17 protein-coding genes are annotated in these 15,597 nt (G+C 35.6%); 12 read left to right on the forward strand and 5 right to left on the reverse strand.

Going from position 1 to position 15,597, the window contains the following annotated elements; all coding sequences use genetic code 11:
• Positions 1-3: 3 nt before the first annotated feature.
• Positions 4-303, reverse strand: a complete 300-nt coding sequence (locus PGH12_RS17840) for a rhodanese-like domain-containing protein (protein WP_267598261.1) — start codon at positions 301-303, stop codon at positions 4-6.
• Between the two features lie 104 nt (positions 304-407).
• Here PGH12_RS17840 and queG point away from each other — a divergent pair, with 104 nt between their 5' ends.
• From queG to PGH12_RS17855, 3 genes are all read left to right on the forward strand, one after another.
• Positions 408-1,340 (forward strand): tRNA epoxyqueuosine(34) reductase QueG, encoded by a 933-nt coding sequence (gene queG / locus PGH12_RS17845; protein WP_267598260.1) that lies wholly within the window; start codon positions 408-410, stop codon positions 1,338-1,340.
• 364 nt (positions 1,341-1,704) lie between these two features.
• On the forward strand, positions 1,705-2,388 hold the full coding sequence (locus PGH12_RS17850; RefSeq protein ID WP_267598259.1) for a TIGR02117 family protein: 684 nt from the start codon (positions 1,705-1,707) through the stop codon (positions 2,386-2,388).
• A 2-nt stretch (positions 2,389-2,390) separates the two neighbouring features.
• Positions 2,391-3,041 carry a murein L,D-transpeptidase catalytic domain-containing protein gene (locus PGH12_RS17855; RefSeq protein WP_271286778.1) on the forward strand — a complete coding sequence of 217 codons (651 nt, stop codon included), beginning with the start codon at positions 2,391-2,393 and terminating at the stop codon, positions 3,039-3,041.
• A 45-nt stretch (positions 3,042-3,086) separates the two neighbouring features.
• Here the strand turns inward: PGH12_RS17855 and PGH12_RS17860 are convergent, their stop codons facing one another.
• Both PGH12_RS17860 and PGH12_RS17865 read right to left on the reverse strand, forming a co-directional pair.
• A complete protein-coding gene (locus PGH12_RS17860) occupies positions 3,087-3,785 on the reverse strand; it encodes a DUF1826 domain-containing protein (protein ID WP_267598257.1) in 699 nt (232 codons plus the stop codon).
• Positions 3,786-3,806: 21 nt separating this feature from the next.
• Positions 3,807-5,963 (reverse strand): ATP-binding protein, encoded by a 2,157-nt coding sequence (locus PGH12_RS17865; protein WP_267598256.1) that lies wholly within the window; start codon positions 5,961-5,963, stop codon positions 3,807-3,809.
• Between the two features lie 388 nt (positions 5,964-6,351).
• On the opposite strand from PGH12_RS17865, the gene PGH12_RS17870 reads away from it, so the two are divergent.
• Positions 6,352-6,723, forward strand: coding sequence for an RNA polymerase sigma factor (locus PGH12_RS17870; RefSeq protein ID WP_267598255.1), 372 nt, complete (start codon positions 6,352-6,354; stop codon positions 6,721-6,723).
• A gap of 10 nt (positions 6,724-6,733) precedes the next feature.
• Here PGH12_RS17870 and PGH12_RS17875 read toward each other — a convergent pair whose 3' ends face one another.
• Positions 6,734-7,333, reverse strand: coding sequence for a Crp/Fnr family transcriptional regulator (locus PGH12_RS17875; RefSeq protein WP_267598254.1), 600 nt, complete (start codon positions 7,331-7,333; stop codon positions 6,734-6,736).
• A gap of 394 nt (positions 7,334-7,727) precedes the next feature.
• On the opposite strand from PGH12_RS17875, the gene PGH12_RS17880 reads away from it, so the two are divergent.
• The 8 genes from PGH12_RS17880 to PGH12_RS17915 all read left to right on the forward strand — a co-directional run bounded on the left by PGH12_RS17880 (position 7,728) and on the right by PGH12_RS17915 (position 14,076).
• Complete coding sequence (locus tag PGH12_RS17880; RefSeq protein WP_267598253.1) at positions 7,728-8,324, forward strand: Crp/Fnr family transcriptional regulator; 597 nt, start codon at positions 7,728-7,730, stop codon at positions 8,322-8,324.
• Between the two features lie 634 nt (positions 8,325-8,958).
• Positions 8,959-9,372, forward strand: coding sequence for a thiol-disulfide oxidoreductase DCC family protein (locus PGH12_RS17885; RefSeq protein WP_267598252.1), 414 nt, complete (start codon positions 8,959-8,961; stop codon positions 9,370-9,372).
• 53 nt (positions 9,373-9,425) lie between these two features.
• Complete coding sequence (locus PGH12_RS17890) at positions 9,426-9,734, forward strand: CCC motif membrane protein (protein ID WP_267598251.1); 309 nt, start codon at positions 9,426-9,428, stop codon at positions 9,732-9,734.
• 204 nt (positions 9,735-9,938) lie between these two features.
• The gene (locus PGH12_RS17895; protein ID WP_267598250.1) at positions 9,939-10,166 is read left to right on the forward strand and encodes a hypothetical protein; all 228 of its coding nucleotides are present in this window, start codon (positions 9,939-9,941) and stop codon (positions 10,164-10,166) included.
• A gap of 265 nt (positions 10,167-10,431) precedes the next feature.
• Positions 10,432-12,696, forward strand: coding sequence for a cytochrome-c oxidase, cbb3-type subunit I (gene ccoN / locus PGH12_RS17900; protein ID WP_267598249.1), 2,265 nt, complete (start codon positions 10,432-10,434; stop codon positions 12,694-12,696).
• Positions 12,697-12,706: 10 nt separating this feature from the next.
• Positions 12,707-12,907: a CcoQ/FixQ family Cbb3-type cytochrome c oxidase assembly chaperone gene (locus PGH12_RS17905; protein ID WP_267598248.1), complete on the forward strand. Its 201-nt coding sequence runs from the start codon at positions 12,707-12,709 to the stop codon at positions 12,905-12,907.
• 138 nt (positions 12,908-13,045) lie between these two features.
• Positions 13,046-13,807, forward strand: coding sequence for a succinate dehydrogenase/fumarate reductase iron-sulfur subunit (locus tag PGH12_RS17910; RefSeq protein WP_267598247.1), 762 nt, complete (start codon positions 13,046-13,048; stop codon positions 13,805-13,807).
• A gap of 77 nt (positions 13,808-13,884) precedes the next feature.
• A complete protein-coding gene (locus tag PGH12_RS17915; RefSeq protein ID WP_267598246.1) occupies positions 13,885-14,076 on the forward strand; it encodes a hypothetical protein in 192 nt (63 codons plus the stop codon).
• Between the two features lie 454 nt (positions 14,077-14,530).
• Here PGH12_RS17915 and PGH12_RS17920 read toward each other — a convergent pair whose 3' ends face one another.
• Positions 14,531-15,532, reverse strand: coding sequence for an NAD-dependent epimerase/dehydratase family protein (locus PGH12_RS17920; RefSeq protein ID WP_267598245.1), 1,002 nt, complete (start codon positions 15,530-15,532; stop codon positions 14,531-14,533).
• Between the last annotated feature and the right edge of the window lie 65 nt (positions 15,533-15,597).

The following is a 15,597-nucleotide window of genomic DNA, read 5'->3' on the forward strand; positions in this document are numbered from 1 at the left end:
AACTTAAAAAGTTCCTTCATTTGCTTCTAAATGCGCTTTCAACTCAGCCCAGCCGCCACCGTTGTAGCCTTCTTTTAATCCTTGAGATTCAAGAAAATCAAGAGCTTTTCCGCTTCTGTTCCCGCTTCTGCAAAATAGAACGACAGGTTTTTCGATAGATAAGATCTCTTCTTTTCTGTCTTCTACTTCACCCAAAGGAATATTTTGAGCTCCTTCTATATTTCCGTCCATTTCCAGTTCCATTGGTTCACGAACATCGATGAGTGCATAATTTCCTGATTTTAATACTTCTGCTAATGACATAATATTTGTTTATTTAGAGTTTAATGGATAATTGTTGAGTGAATTTTTCACAAATCCAAAGACCAACAAATTTATAAAATAATCTTAGTTTTGCAATGTAAATAATGAATTCAAACTCAGAAAAATATTCAGACTTAATTAAAACCAAAGCCAAAAGTTTTGGGTTTCAAAACTGTGGTATTTCGAGAGCTGATTTTCTTGAAGCTGATGCTAAACATTTAGAAAAATGGCTGAAAAATAATTTCCACGGCGAAATGAAATATATGGAAAATCATTTCGATAAGAGACTAGATCCCAGATTGCTGGTTGAATATTCGAAATCTGTAATTTCTCTTTCCTATAACTATTTTCCGGAGGAAAAAATTTCAAGTTTAGAAAATTTTAAGATTTCAAAATATGCATATGCAGAAGATTATCATGAAGTTATAAAAGAGATTCTTCGCGAAATGGTTTCTGAATTACAGCAGGAAATAGGGGATTTTGGTTTTCGTGTTTTTGTAGATTCTGCGCCCATTTTAGAAAGAAGCTGGGCGAAAAAATCCGGTATCGGCTGGGTTGGTAAAAATGCAAATTTAATTACAAAACAGAGCGGATCATTTTATTTTTTGGCGGAAATTATCTGTGATTTAGACTTAATTCCTGATCATGAAACCACTGATCATTGCGGGAGCTGTAGAAAATGCATTGATGCTTGCCCTACGGATGCGATTGTATCAGATAAAATAATTGACGGAAGCAAATGTATTTCTTATGCAACGATAGAACTGAAAAGTGATATTCCTGATTATTTTAAAGATAAAATGGAAGACTGGATGTTTGGTTGCGATATTTGTCAGGACGTTTGCCCGTGGAATCGTTTTTCGGTTCCGAATGTTCAGAGTAAATTTAAACCAAACGAATTTTTAAAAAATTTCAAGAAAGGAGAATGGAAAGAAATTACTCAGGAAATATTCTCAGAAATCTTCAAAAAATCTCCTGTGAAAAGAACGAAATTTGCAGGATTAAAAAGAAATATTGAATTTTTAGACCGATCTTAAAATTTTGTAGCTCATTTTATGGGGCTATATATTCTGTTCGGAATTTTAAGTTCCAAAATAAATAGGGTTGTTGATCTTGCCTTTAAGCTTAGCTTGAAGGAGATTCTAAGATTATTGTCATTAAACTTAAAAAAGTTTTTCCTATAGAAAAATTGACTCTCAGGAGATAAAATCTCTCACAAATCAACGTTTTTTTGGAACTCTTTTCGGTGCAGTTTTTACTCTTACTTTGAATCTTTTTTGAGATTTCGTGGTTTTTTGCATATTTGCGAAAGTTTGATATCTAAATTTACTTATTTTTCCAACTAAAACAAATACTTTTACGCAATATTGAAATTAAATTTTATTAATCTAAAGTAAAAACATGAGTGCAAAAATTATATTGATCTATTTTTTAAAAACTATAGGGATCATTCTGGGAATTGTTGTGCTTTACGTGCTTCTGGCACTCACACTACCCTTAATTGAGGTGTCAGCAAAAAACGACGGTGAGAAAAAAGAAATCCCCATCTATATTTATACTAATGGCGTTCACACAGATATTGTAATGCCAGTGAAAAATGATTTGTACGACTGGAGTTCCAAAATACCTTTTGCGAATACAAAATCCAAAAAAACAGATTACAATTACGTAGGAATTGGATGGGGCGATAAGGGCTTTTATCTTGATACGCCAACCTGGGCAGATCTGAAATTTTCAACAGCTTTTAACGCGGCGTTTTGGTTGAGCGAATCGGCGATGCATTGTTCATACTATAAAACCATGACTGAAGCTGATGACTGCAAAAAAATAATGATCAGCAGAAATCAGTATAAAGATTTGGTAAAATTTGTGGATGCTAAATTTGACAGAGATCAAAACGGAAATTTTATTTTAATTCCTACCAATGCTGTATATAGCGATAACGACGCATTTTATGATGCAACGGGAAGATATAGCTTTCTCAATACCTGCAATACGTGGACTAATGATGCCTTAAAATCAGCCGGACAAAAAGCTGCACTCTGGACACCTACTGATTTTGGGATTTTTCAACATTATAAATAGCAGTGAAAACGCTATCTATATTTTTTATTCTGATTTGTTTTTTGTCGTGTAAAAACAAGCGAGAGATTAATGAACGTAATACTTTACAGAATACGATTATTAAAGAAGTAGAGAAACCCAAGTTAGATTTAAATAAAACAAAGAAGAAAGCTGCTGAAGCTCTGGAGTTTTGCAAAAGAAAAAAGATGAATACCGACTTCTGTATTCTGATTGATATGAGTTTGCATTCCGGAGTTAATCGTTTTGTGGTGTGGGATTTTAAAGCCAATAGAATCAAAACGAAACATCTCGTAGGTCATGGTTGCGGCAATAATAAGTGGAATAGTGATGAATCTAAAGAAAGCCCAACTTTCAGCAACGAAGATGGAAGTCACCTTTCATCATTGGGCAAATATAAGTTATCTGAAAGAGGTCAAAGCGATTGGGGAATTAACGTAAAATATCTCATGCATGGATTGGATGAAACCAACAACAATGCGATAAAGAGATTTATTGTTTTTCATTCGTGGAATTTGATGAGTGATAATGAAGTTTTCCCAAACGGTTCACCGGAAGGTTGGGGTTGTCCTACAATTTCCAATAATGCGATGAGAGAAATTGATCCGATGATTCAAAAATCCGAAAATCCGGTTTTGATGTGGATCTACAATTAATTTTATAGGTCTAAATTTTAATCAGGTGTGGCAAAGATTTAAAAATCAACAAATCAGAAGCAATCTAAATTCATCCTTATTTTCCTTGGGAGCCCGGTGGATGCATGGCAAAACCTTTTGTTCGGGATGATCTACGGAAAGCTTCCACAGATGCCCGATACCTAAATTTATTGGCTGAGCATTGGGCTTTGGCTCGTAATGAAGATCGAAAAAATATTCTTCCAGAAAAGTATTAAAGTCTTCATATGATCCGGTGTGCAATTCTCTCAACTTTGCTCTAATCTCTGGAATCATGATCTTTTGAACCGCCTGATTATTAGGCAAAATTTCACTTGGGGCTCCGTAATATGTACATAAAATAGTACTTGTAGGAATAGGAGAACGGTCTACATGAAAGGAATAAACATCTGTCGAAATAAAATCAAACTCTAGATCCCGCTCATAATTTTTCAGTAGATTAAGGGTTGGTTTTGCTCCGGAATCAGATAATGTTTTCAGATCATTTAAAATAATTTTTCTTGCAATATCACCATTTTTAGAGAGATGTAGCGATAGAATATCTTCGGGAGAAATTTCCGTAATATCATCTTTTAGTGCAAGTTTTGAGACAACTTCTACAAAATCTCCTTCCAGATTTCTCATCCAGAAAATTGCATTTTTCTCACCTTCAAAAGCGGTGTCGATAAAATCTGAAAAAGTGGAAACGGTTTGTATTTGTGTACTTTCAGGAAATAATTCTTTCATAAAATCGGTTACAAATTTATTCTATTCGTTCGTAAGAGGCAGAGTAAACCAGAATGTACTACCTACGTTTAATTCTGTATCGACTCCAATTTTTCCACCGTGATTCTTAATTATTTCTGCGCTGATGTACAATCCCAAACCTAAACCTGTAAATTTCTGTCCGTGGTAATTTGTCCTGTAGTAACGCTCAAAAAGATGTTGCACCTTTTCTTGGGGAATTCCCGGTCCGTGATCGATAACGCTTATTTTGATCTCATGATCGCTTACCCGGTCTGCTTTGATAATGATTTTATCTGATTCCGGAGCATATTTGATAGCATTCGTTATAAAGTTTACCATCACCTGACCAATCTGCTGGTGATCTGCTTCAAGAGTCTGCGATGTATCACCTTCAAAAATAATTTGCTGAGTAGTATTTTGGATAACGCTCGATCGACAGTCTTCAAAAAGTTCTGCAATAATCAAGGGTCGTTTTACTAATTTAAGTTGACCTTGCTCAATACGTGTTGTATCCAAAAGATCTGTTAGCAAATGAGAAAGTTTATCTAAACTTTTGATTGACTGATCTAAAAGTTTGGTACGAATTTCACTTGAAAATTTATCGTGTGACCGTTGTAAAAGCTGCAATGATGCTTTAAGAGCAGTTACGGGAGTTTTAAGTTCGTGACTTGCGATACTGATAAAATCGTCTTTTCCCTGTGTGATCATTCTTCTTGTGGTAACATCCATAAAGGTTCCTATCCCGCCGGAAAGGTTGCCTTCTTTATCAAATATTGGTGCTGCATTGATCGAAATATAAAATCGCTCTCTATCTGGCGGTTGTACGCCAATCTCGTGATCAAAGACAGGTTTTCCTGTAGCCATCATAATTGCCATAGGGTGCTCTTCTGCGGGAAGCGGTGTGCCGTCTAGCCTTAGATTCTGCCATTTGGGATCGTCAAAAGTTCTGCCTTTTATTACGCTTTCACTTAATCCCAATATTTGCTGAGCCATCGGATTGGCATATATCAGTTGTCCGGTATTATCAATAACACCTACGCCCTCTGCCATAGTTTCCAAAATACTTTGCAGACGCTGTTCGCTTTTTCGGAGAGTCTCTTCTAAATCACTTTTTTCCAAGATGATCTTATCGCGCTCTTCAATTGCTATCATCTGCGGAGTGACTTCCATGGCCATGTCTATAACGCCTGTCACTTTTCCGTTTTCAATAAATGGAGTGTAGGTAAAATTAAAATAGCCTTTTTCCAGACTGCCTCTTCTGTTCAGAAGAACAGGATTAGAGTAGTCAGTATGCGATTTCCCTTTTTGATAGGTTTCTATAAGCATATTGGCGGCCAATTGCCCTTTCAGCTCAGGAAGTTCATCAAATAAAGGTTTACCAATCACTGAATGATCTTTGCCGATTAATTCAAGCATCGAAGCATTAATCATGGTAATTATAAAATTGTCTCCCTTTACCAGCAATGTAGCAACAGGCGCCTGATCAATTAGATTGCTAAAACTGATCTCGCTATCTGAAAGTTTTTTATTAAGCTGAAGAATCGTTTCGTTGAGTTCTTTCAATTCTCTGTTTCTGAATTCAAGAATTTTATTAGAATTGTTTAGGTCAATAATCGTCTGCTGCAGTTCTTTATTCGTCTCGTCAAGTTGGCTATTGGTTGCTGTGTATTCTTTGTTTAAAGCGCTCAGTTCTTCGTTTGTGCTAAGAATTTCTTCGTTCAGGGCCGTTAGCTCTTCATTCGTTTGCTGCTCAGTCTGCTCTTTCTCATGAAGGAGTTTCCAGGCTCTTTCGCGCTCTGTAACATCAGAAGCGGTATGCAGAATACAGTAGATTTCCCCCTTATTATCGATAATCGGTTGGTAGATAAAGTCAAAATAAGAAGTCACCATTTCTCCGTCAATCTCTAAAGTTGCCGGCGTACTTACTGCCTCGTACGTTTCAGCTGTTTCCCAAACATTTTTCAGAAGTTGTGTGAAGGGCTGTCCTTTCAATTCGGGAAGTGCATCTTCGAATTTTTTTCCGATGATGGAGCGGTCTTTGCCCCAAATTGTAAGCATGGCATTGTTTGCCAGCTGAATATTGATATCAGAGCCGGTGTAAATTGCTGTTGCAGTGCTTGACTGGTTGAGGATTTCAAGAAGCGCTTCGGTACCTAAAGCATTGAAAAATCTAATCATCGACTCAAAAAGAGATTTATTTGGGGATTATTTGTAAAGGTAGTATAAAAAAATCCTTTCGAAAACAAATGTACAAAATTGCTCGATAATCCTATTATCTAAATGATTTGGATATAAATTTTCTTTATGACAAGCAAATTTATATCTATTGATGCGGAAAAATAATGGTCAGACTTTTGTGAAGAGGTTCATTATATCTACAGATCAAAACGATAGCTTATTATTTGTAGCATAGAATTTGATTGCAGACTTCTAAGAGTTTTTAGGAAAAGAAAAAAAATCATCATCTGAAGCGCTTCAAAATTCTGAGCTGTAACTCAAAATATTATTGTGTTGAACTGATCTCTGTTATATTCATTAGCCTAAAAAAGATCATAAATTCAAAAAAATGAATGTACTGATGAATCAGGAAACCAAACATATAGAATCAGAGTCAGACTTGCTCATCATGATGAAAAACAATGATGTAGCAGCATTTGATTATCTGTATGATCAGTATAGCAGTTTACTTTTCGGTATGGCTCTGCAGTCTGGAGCATCGTCTAATGACGCGGAAACGATTCTTCAGACAACATTTCAATACATCTGGTATTCTATTCAACTTTATCATTATCAATGTGTTCCTTTCAAAATTTGGGTGATAAGAATTCATCTTAACTCTATGAAAGAATTTTCAGAATCTAAAAGCAAAATTCAAATAACATCTGACGATTTTGTAATTTCGCAAGAGACGACCACAGAAATGATATCGGTTGTTTAATATCATGTCTTTAATAATAAACTCTTCCTTTAATAATTTTTACCACTTTTTCGGTTTGTAGTTTCTTCAAAATTCTGATGACCGTTTCTATCCTCAAACCCGTTAAAGACGACAGCTCTTTTCTGGTAAAAGGCACTTTGTAAGAGTACTGATCTTCACCATCTTCAGTTTCTTTTAAACGGTCCAAAACAGTAAGTAATTGATGGGTTGCGTCTTGTAAAGTGAGGCTGTTGAGAAAGACATAGTTGTAGTAGGCATGTTCTGCACAATTTTTTAGAAATTTCATCTGAATACTAAAATCTGATTCTAACAACTGCAAAAGCCTGGGACGCTCTAAACGCAAAACTGTACAATCTTCCATTGCAAGAGCGTTGACAGGATATCGGTGATGTTTGCAAAATAAAAAAACTTCACCTACAGACTCGCCTTCTTCGTGAATGCTGTGTATAAATTCTCCGTCTCCGGGTTTGTGATTAGAAAGTTTAATTTTACCTTTTGTAATCTGATAATAATAAATAGGAGGAATATCTTCCTGAAAAAGAAATTCTGATTCTGATAAGAGAATACTTTCTGCTCCGAAATCAATAAGCAAGTCTTCTTTTATAGCCATAATTCTGTCTTAAACCAATTTCACAATGAGATAGCTGATAAGCTGTGGTGGTAATATTAAAATCTACGTATCACAAATATACATGCATAATACATTTTCTATTATGATCTAAATCATTGATGATAAAAGATGATACCATAAAACAGTGTTTCGGTTTCGTTTATAGTTAAATAAAAACTGCAATAAGTTTACAAACAATGATTTAAGTAACTACTTGAGTTGTGTATTTTTTGGGAATTACAAATTATTTCCATATAAAATAAATTTATGACCTAGATCATATCATGTGACTTAACGATCTATTTATCTTTGGCAAGACTAAAAATACATTGTACAGTTTTCTAAAATGTGAAATACATTTTAACTAAAAAAATTAAACAATAAAAATTGCAGTATGGCTATCGAAGAAACACTTTTACGGAATTTTAATGCAACAGAAGAGCATTACGATGAAGGTGATGTCATCTTTAGTGAAAGTTCGGTTCCGGAATATTATTATCAAATTGTAACAGGTGAGGTAAAACTGAACAGTTTTTCTGATAAAGGAAAAGAATTTATACAGAATATTATCAGTGGTAAATCCTGCTTTGGAGAATCTATGCTCATTTTGGGGAAGCCATATCCTGTAAATGCAGTTGCTCTTTCTGATTGCACGGTTCTGAAACTCGCCAGCAAAGAATTTTTTGTATTGCTTCGAGATCATCCCGGTGTTTTTGTGGATATGTATTCGAGATTAGCAGATAATACGTTTGAGAAGCAAAAACTGATGCGGGTTATTACAGATCCCAATCCCGAAGAAAGGATTATAGAAATAATGGAACTGCTGAAAGAATCTCACATCAACAAAGAAAAATTTTCTTTGGAAATTCCTCACAGCAAAGAGCAGCTTGCATCGCTGACTGGTCTTTCACTGGAAACTGCGATCTCGGCAATCGATAAAATGGAGCAGAAAAATATATTAAAAATCCAGGGCGAAAAAATATTCTATTGATTTCATTAAAAAAATGTTTAGAATATTGATGTTTAATTTTTCATGCAAATCTGCAAATCTTTTAAAATTCAGATCAAAGAAAACCTTCCGCAAAGGGAAGGTAAATCACAAATATTAAATCTTAATCACGAAAATTCGCTTTACAAATTTAAAATGTGTGCTGTCATTTTTTTTATGACAGGAATCACAATGATTTAAATTAACAGCGATATCTTCCAAACCTTTCACCGTTGTATTTTATCTCTATGATCATAGTCATAGGAATCGATTTTTCATTACACTAAATTTGATTTGCATCATCACGAGATGCAGTTTAGACCTTAAAAAAACTTTAGACAAAAATAAAATAATCATGAAGAGTTCTGTTGCGCGACCGAAGTATTTGGTTTTGTTACTTGCAATATTTGGATGTTTATCGTGTGTTTCCTGCAAATGCGATCTTCCGGAAGAGGTTGAAGATGAGAAAACAAAGCGAAATACCTCAGCACAAAAATTTGAAAATGATAGTGTCAAAGTTTGATCCGGAAAACAGAGTAGTAATTAAATAAGTACTTTAAAATCTTTGAGCTAAACAAGTTCGAAATCTATTTTTTCCGTGCAAGAGCTGAATTTTAATACTAAAAAGATAAAGATCATGGATATTAATTTCAAAAATAAAAATGTAGTTTTTTTTGACGGAGATTGCGGATTTTGTAATTTTTGGGTTCAATGGATTCTTGAGCGGGATCGTAAAGATCGATTCTTATTTGCATCATTACAATCTGAATTTGGTCAGAAATTTCTTTCAGATCACAATCTCGAAACAAAACAATTCAATACACTTTATCTGCTGAAACCAGACGGAAAATACCTTAGTAAGTCTGGTGCTGTTTTGAAAATTGCCAGACTTTTGGGAGGTATTTATGCTCCGCTGAATATTGGGATAATACTTCCAAAACCATTGCGAGATCACATTTATGATTTAGTATCCCGCAACAGAATGAAACTTGCAGCACAAAAATGCTTCCTTCCTGATCCACATCAAAGAAAGAAATTTATTGAAATTTAGAAGAAATTTTGATATAGATTTTTAAATAAATACTAAATAGCACGACGAACATTATGCGAAATTCCAGATTACCATACGCAACTGCTGTACTTGTTTTGGGTATCTCATCAATTGCTCTTTGCTGCTGCTACGGTTTGCCGGGAATCATGACGGGTATTATTGCACTTATATTATACAGAAAAGATATAAGATACTACGAGAAAAATAAAATGCAGTATGATAATCTTGATAGTTTAAAAACTGGTAGGAAGCTCAGTATCATAGGTATAAGTATGAGTTTGGTGTACATTCTTTATCTTATTTTTGCTTATTATATTGCAGGAGCCGAAGCGTTTTCAGATCCTACAGTAATTTGGAAGTAGCAATTAAAAAACATTGATATACAGTTTGCTGTTGTGATAATTTTAAATCGAATTTCATCAGCAGTATTTTGGTTTTTTCAATTTTATCCGAATTAACAATTTGATTGATAGTTGTTTGTGATTTTTCTTCTTCTCTATGACTATAATCATAGGAATTTTTTTTTGTTGTTCTTAGCTTTGAATACCAAATTAAAATATCATCATATGAAATCACTTAGTACGGCAGTTGTTGCCCTAGTCTTTGTTGTCGTCAGCTGTAAAAAAGATGTTCAGTCAACTTCCAATAATACTGATAACCTTACGACTGCAGATTCTACCAATACGAATTCTACACCATCTACAACCGATAATGCGACGGCAGTTTCACCTTCTACAAGTGACACGGCGAATTCTCAAACCAGAGATTCGACAATGTCGGTTCCAAATAAATAATTAAACTTTCGCAGGTCTTGTTGTAATTTACAACACCTTCAATTTTTCAACAACTTCAGTTACATATCAAAATATTGATGTGCTGGGAAACTAATGTATAAGATTAACATGATTTGTTCTAATTTTTTTCGGGAATGTGTTGCTTTAAGTGAATAATAAAAGTCGTGATCTTCGGAGATTTTATATTATTTAATTTAAAACGTAAACAGATAATGCTAGAAGTATTTAAGCAAATAAAAATTATATATCATAAACTCAAATAATTATGGAGCCTCAAAAATTTAGTTATGACAACGCAATTGTTCGTGCTTTTTTATATGCGACCGTTGTTTTTGCCCTTATTGGATTTCTGTTCGGACTTACCGCAGCCTTACTGCTTTTCTATCCCGAGCTGCCGGAGTTTTTATTTGGTACTGATGATCCTACGATCAGATCAATATCTTCTAAAAACATTCAGGGATTGATGAGTACTCAGGGAGCTTTCGGATTTGGAAGAATCCGGATGCTTCATACCACAAGCGTTATTTTTGCTTTTGTTTGCAATGTCGTTTTCGTTGGTGTTTATTATTCTCTTCAAAGATTGCTGAAGACAAGAATGTATAGTGATGTCATGTCCTGGGTGCATTTCTGGACATGGCAGCTCATGATTGTAGCTACATACATTACTTTTTTCATGGGAATCAATACTTCAAAAGAATATGCCGAACACGAATGGCCGATAGACATTCTGATTGCCTTTTCATGGATTGTATTTGGTCTTAATATGTTTTTTACCATTGCCAAAAGAAGGGTTCGTCATCTTTATGTTGCGATATGGTTCTATATCGGTACCTGGATTGCGGTTGTGATGCTGCATATCTTTAATAATCTTGAAGTTCCGTTAAGTTTCACAGGCTGGAAATCGTATTCAGCTTATGCCGGTGTAAAAGACGCTGTAGTACAATGGTGGTATGGTCATAATGCGGTTGCTTTTATTTTAACAACTCCTGTGTTGGGTCTTATGTATTATTTTCTCCCAAAAGCTGCAGACAGACCTGTGTTTTCATATAAACTGTCGATCATCCATTTTTGGTCGTTAATATTCGTATACATTTGGGCCGGTCCGCATCATTTACAATATACATCTCTTCCTGCGTGGGCGCAGGCCGTGGGTACCGGTTTTTCTATCATGCTCATCGCTCCTTCATGGGGTGGGATGCTCAATGGTCTTCTCACCTTAAGAGGAGCTTGGGATAAAGTTCGCGAAAGTCCGATTTTGAAGTTTTTCGTTGTTGCAGTAACGTGTTATGGTATGGCAACATTCGAAGGTCCTTTGCTGGCGACAAAAAATATTAATAAGATTGGGCATTTTACAGATTGGGTAATTGGTCACGTTCACGTGGGAGCATTGGGATGGAACGGTTTTATGGCATTTGGCGTTATCTATTATCTCATTCCTATATTGTGGAGAACGCAGCTATGGTCGGTGAGGCTCGCTAACTGGCACTTCTGGCTCGGTACGCTTGGGATAATATTTTATGTAGTGCCTATGTACATATCGGGTTTTACACAAGGTTTGATGTGGAAGCAGTTTAATCCTGATGGTACATTACTTTGGAAAAATTGGCTAGACACGGTGACGGCAATAATTCCTTATTTTAAACTTCGGTTTGTGGGTGGGCTCTTTTACTTTACAGGAGGCATTCTTATGGTTATCAATTTAATTGCGACTGTACGAAAAGGGTCATTCGAAAAAAATGTACACGCAGAAGCTTATGCTTTAGCTGATATCAGCAGAAAAAGAAAAGAAGGCGAGGGCGCTCACTTGTGGCTGGAACGTATGCCTGTGCTTTTGGGGATTCTGTCTTTTTTCGCATTGTCTGTGGGTAGTCTTGTTGAGATCATTCCTACATTGTCTATGGATCGTTCCGTTCCTATAATCACTGTCGTAAAACCATACTCTCCGCTGGAACTAGAAGGACGAGATTTGTACATACGTGAAGGTTGCAATGCCTGTCATAGCCAGATGGTTAGACCGTTCAGAGATGAGGTGATTAGATTTAATGGTAAAAACGGACAATATTCTAAAGCAGGCGAGTTTGTATATGACCGTCCGTTCTTATGGGGATCAAAAAGAACAGGCCCGGATCTTCACAGAGAAGGCGGAAGAAATCCCAGCTCTTGGCATTACAAACATATGTACAATCCCAGAACTACATCAGCCGGATCGATCATGCCGCGATATCCTTGGTTGATCTCAAACAATCTCGATCGCTCTGTGATGATTGAGAAGATTAAATTAATGAAAAATGCATTTGATGTTCCGTACACAAAAGCTCAGATAGATTCTGCTGATCGCTGGGCAGATAATCAGGCTGCCGCAATTGTGCGAGATATATTTGTAGAGGCTCCGGATCTGAGAGCTGCCTACGCGTCTCGTCCACAGAAGGAACTGGAAAAAAAGGAGATTATTGCGCTTATCTCATATCTGCAGAGACTGGGAACAGATATCAGGACAACAGAAATCAAAACAGCATTTAACAATAATTAAAAGATTCATAATGAAAAATTTAATAGTGCTTTTGTTTTCAGAAACTGATAAAAGCGGAATGTATGAAGTGCTGTCTTTGATCAGTTTAATGCTTATTTTTTTGGCATTCGTTATCTACATTTTCATAAGAAAGTACAAAAAGGAAGAAGTACGCGCTCCTCTGGAAGATGATCATCCGGAAGATGTTTTCCGCATTTCTGATAAGGATTAAGCCTCAGAGATTTCTCTAAATTTTTGTTTCCTTTTGATGAATTAAGACGGGAAATAAAATAGTAAGATTTCAAAATACTACGATATACAGTTTCAGATCAATTTAAATTCTATAATATTTACTCAAAAAAATAAAAAAATGAGTGCAAAACAAAATTTAAATCTCACACTTAAAATATGGAGGCAAAAAAATAACCGTACCAAGGGACATTTTGAAATCTACAAGCTCACGGATATTTCTACAGATTCTTCATTTCTAGAGATGCTAGACGTACTAAATGCGCAACTGATAGAAGCTGATAAAGAGCCGGTAGCGTTTGATCACGACTGCCGCGAGGGCATCTGCGGGATGTGTTCTCTGTACATCAACGGGAGAGCGCATGGTCCGGATACCGGGATCGCAACCTGCCAGCTTCACATGAGAATGTTTACCAACAACCAGACTATCGTCATAGAACCATGGCGAAGTGTAGCGTTTCCTGTCATAAAAGATCTGATCGTAGACCGAAGTTCGTTTGACAGAATCATGGCGGCGGGCGGATTTATTTCTGTAAATACATCCGGGAATACTTTAGACGGAAATGCAATTTTAGTGAATAAAGAAAATGCCGAAAATGCTATGGATGCTGCGGCTTGCATCAGTTGTGGTGCCTGCGTTGCAACCTGTCCCAATGGTGCTGCGATGCTTTTTGTTGGTGCCAAAATTTCGCATCTTGCGTTATTGCCTCAAGGCCAGGTGGAGCGGAAGAGGAGAGTGCTCAATATGGTAAAAGCGATGGATGAGGAAGGATTTGGCAACTGCTCGGTCATAGGAGCATGTGAAGTGGAATGTCCAAAACATATTTCTTTAGACACGATTGCCAGACTAAACCGCGAATATATAAAGGCGTGGGCTAAATAATATTCAGGTCTTTTATTTTTATAATTAAACCTGACATTTAATATTAAATCAAATTTTAAACTTAAATATATATTGTTATGAAATATTTTGTGATTGCTATTGCACTAATTTCTTTAAGCTGCAGAAAATCTGAAACTCAGTACATCAATGATAAGAACGAAAAAGCTACTGTAAACGATCGGCGTTCAGACACCATTAAAACATTGCCGGAAACTACTCCGCCTACAGGACCAGATTCTACGCATCTGAAACCCGAGACACAAAATTAATAATGCTAAAAGATTACTTTTTCAAAAAAAGACTTTAAAAATGCTGTGGTATTAATGACTGTAATGCCATATTTATTTGAGTGGGACTGCCTTCGGGCAGTCTTTTTTGTATTAATTTAGATTTGTGAACAAGCAGGCTTTATTTTTTAGATTAAATAAAAAACGCCCTTTCAGAGAAAGGGCTAAAAACACAAATGATGAAAAAAAATTATTCCGTTTAAAAGCGGATGTTCAAAACTATAAAATCAAAAACTATTATTCTATGTTTCAGATCATAAAATTTTAATTACTAAAGAAATTTATCTTCATTCACAAATTTTTTATGAATAAGAAGACCTTCAGGATAATTTGAAGAGATGTATTTAAAGAAATTAAAAATGATAAGTTTAGATTCTACTGAACAAGAAACACCTCTTATTTAAACACTACATTAAACGAACACAAGTCACCAGCATTACGATGTTTCAGATTTGCGGTAATTTCCGTAATGAAATTTAATTGCCTCGGAAGCAGAATAAAACCGATGTTGCAGAGTGTTTTTGATCTTTTTATTAGAATCATATTGAAAATCTGTGATAAACCTGATATTTTCGTCAGTTAAAAATTTTGCCTTTCGGTCAAAAATCGTCAGGATATTTCTAAAATATTTTACAACTTTTAAAACGGTGACAGGACATAATACTGGTTTTTGTAATCCAACAACTTTTCGCAGGAGAGAAATTAACTCTTTATAGGTCAAGTTTTCAGATGATATGCAGAAGCGTTTTCCGAAGATGTTTTTTTCGATAAGCTCTACCGCAATAGTTGCCACATCACGCACATCTACGCAGGAAGTGCCGCCGGAAAAAATTATTCTGCTGGTAAGGAAAAAATCAAGAAGCTGACTGTTTTTTGTGCGGTTGCCGCTGCCGATAATCATTCCGGGATTGATGATTACTGTATTTAGTCCGTTTTTATAAGCATTCCAGACCAGTTTTTCGCAGATGCATTTCGAAATAACATACGCGGAATAAAATTTTTTCGAAAGCGGATCTTTAATCTGTCTTTCTAGCAAATTTTTATCGACTCGCAATGTAGCCGCAGAACTTACATATAAAAATTTATGCACCGGAAGATACATACACGCACGAAGCAGATTTCTTGTATGTGCTATGCCTGTTTCTAGTACTTCGTCGCGATCCTTTGGGTCAAAACTGATTTTTGCCGCACAGTGATAGACCTCATCAATATCTTGCAAAACTTTATATAAACATTGATGGCTGTTGAAATCAAGATCTACCCACTCAATCATATCAAAATAGAAATTGGCATTTTCTGTATAATTTTGATACGACTTCTGCACGTCAGAAAGATCGCTGTCTGGTCTTTTGCAAGCTCTTACTTTTTTGCCTCTTTTAAGGAGTTCGAGTACTATAACTCTGCCCAATAGTCCTGTCGCCCCGGTAACTAAAACCATATGCTTGTTTTAAATTATTATTTTTATGCCAAATTTCAACCAGGGAAGAATAAGTATACAGGAAA

The sequence above is a fragment of the Chryseobacterium sp. CY350 genome (assembly GCF_027945075.1).
Classification (GTDB): domain Bacteria; phylum Bacteroidota; class Bacteroidia; order Flavobacteriales; family Weeksellaceae; genus Chryseobacterium.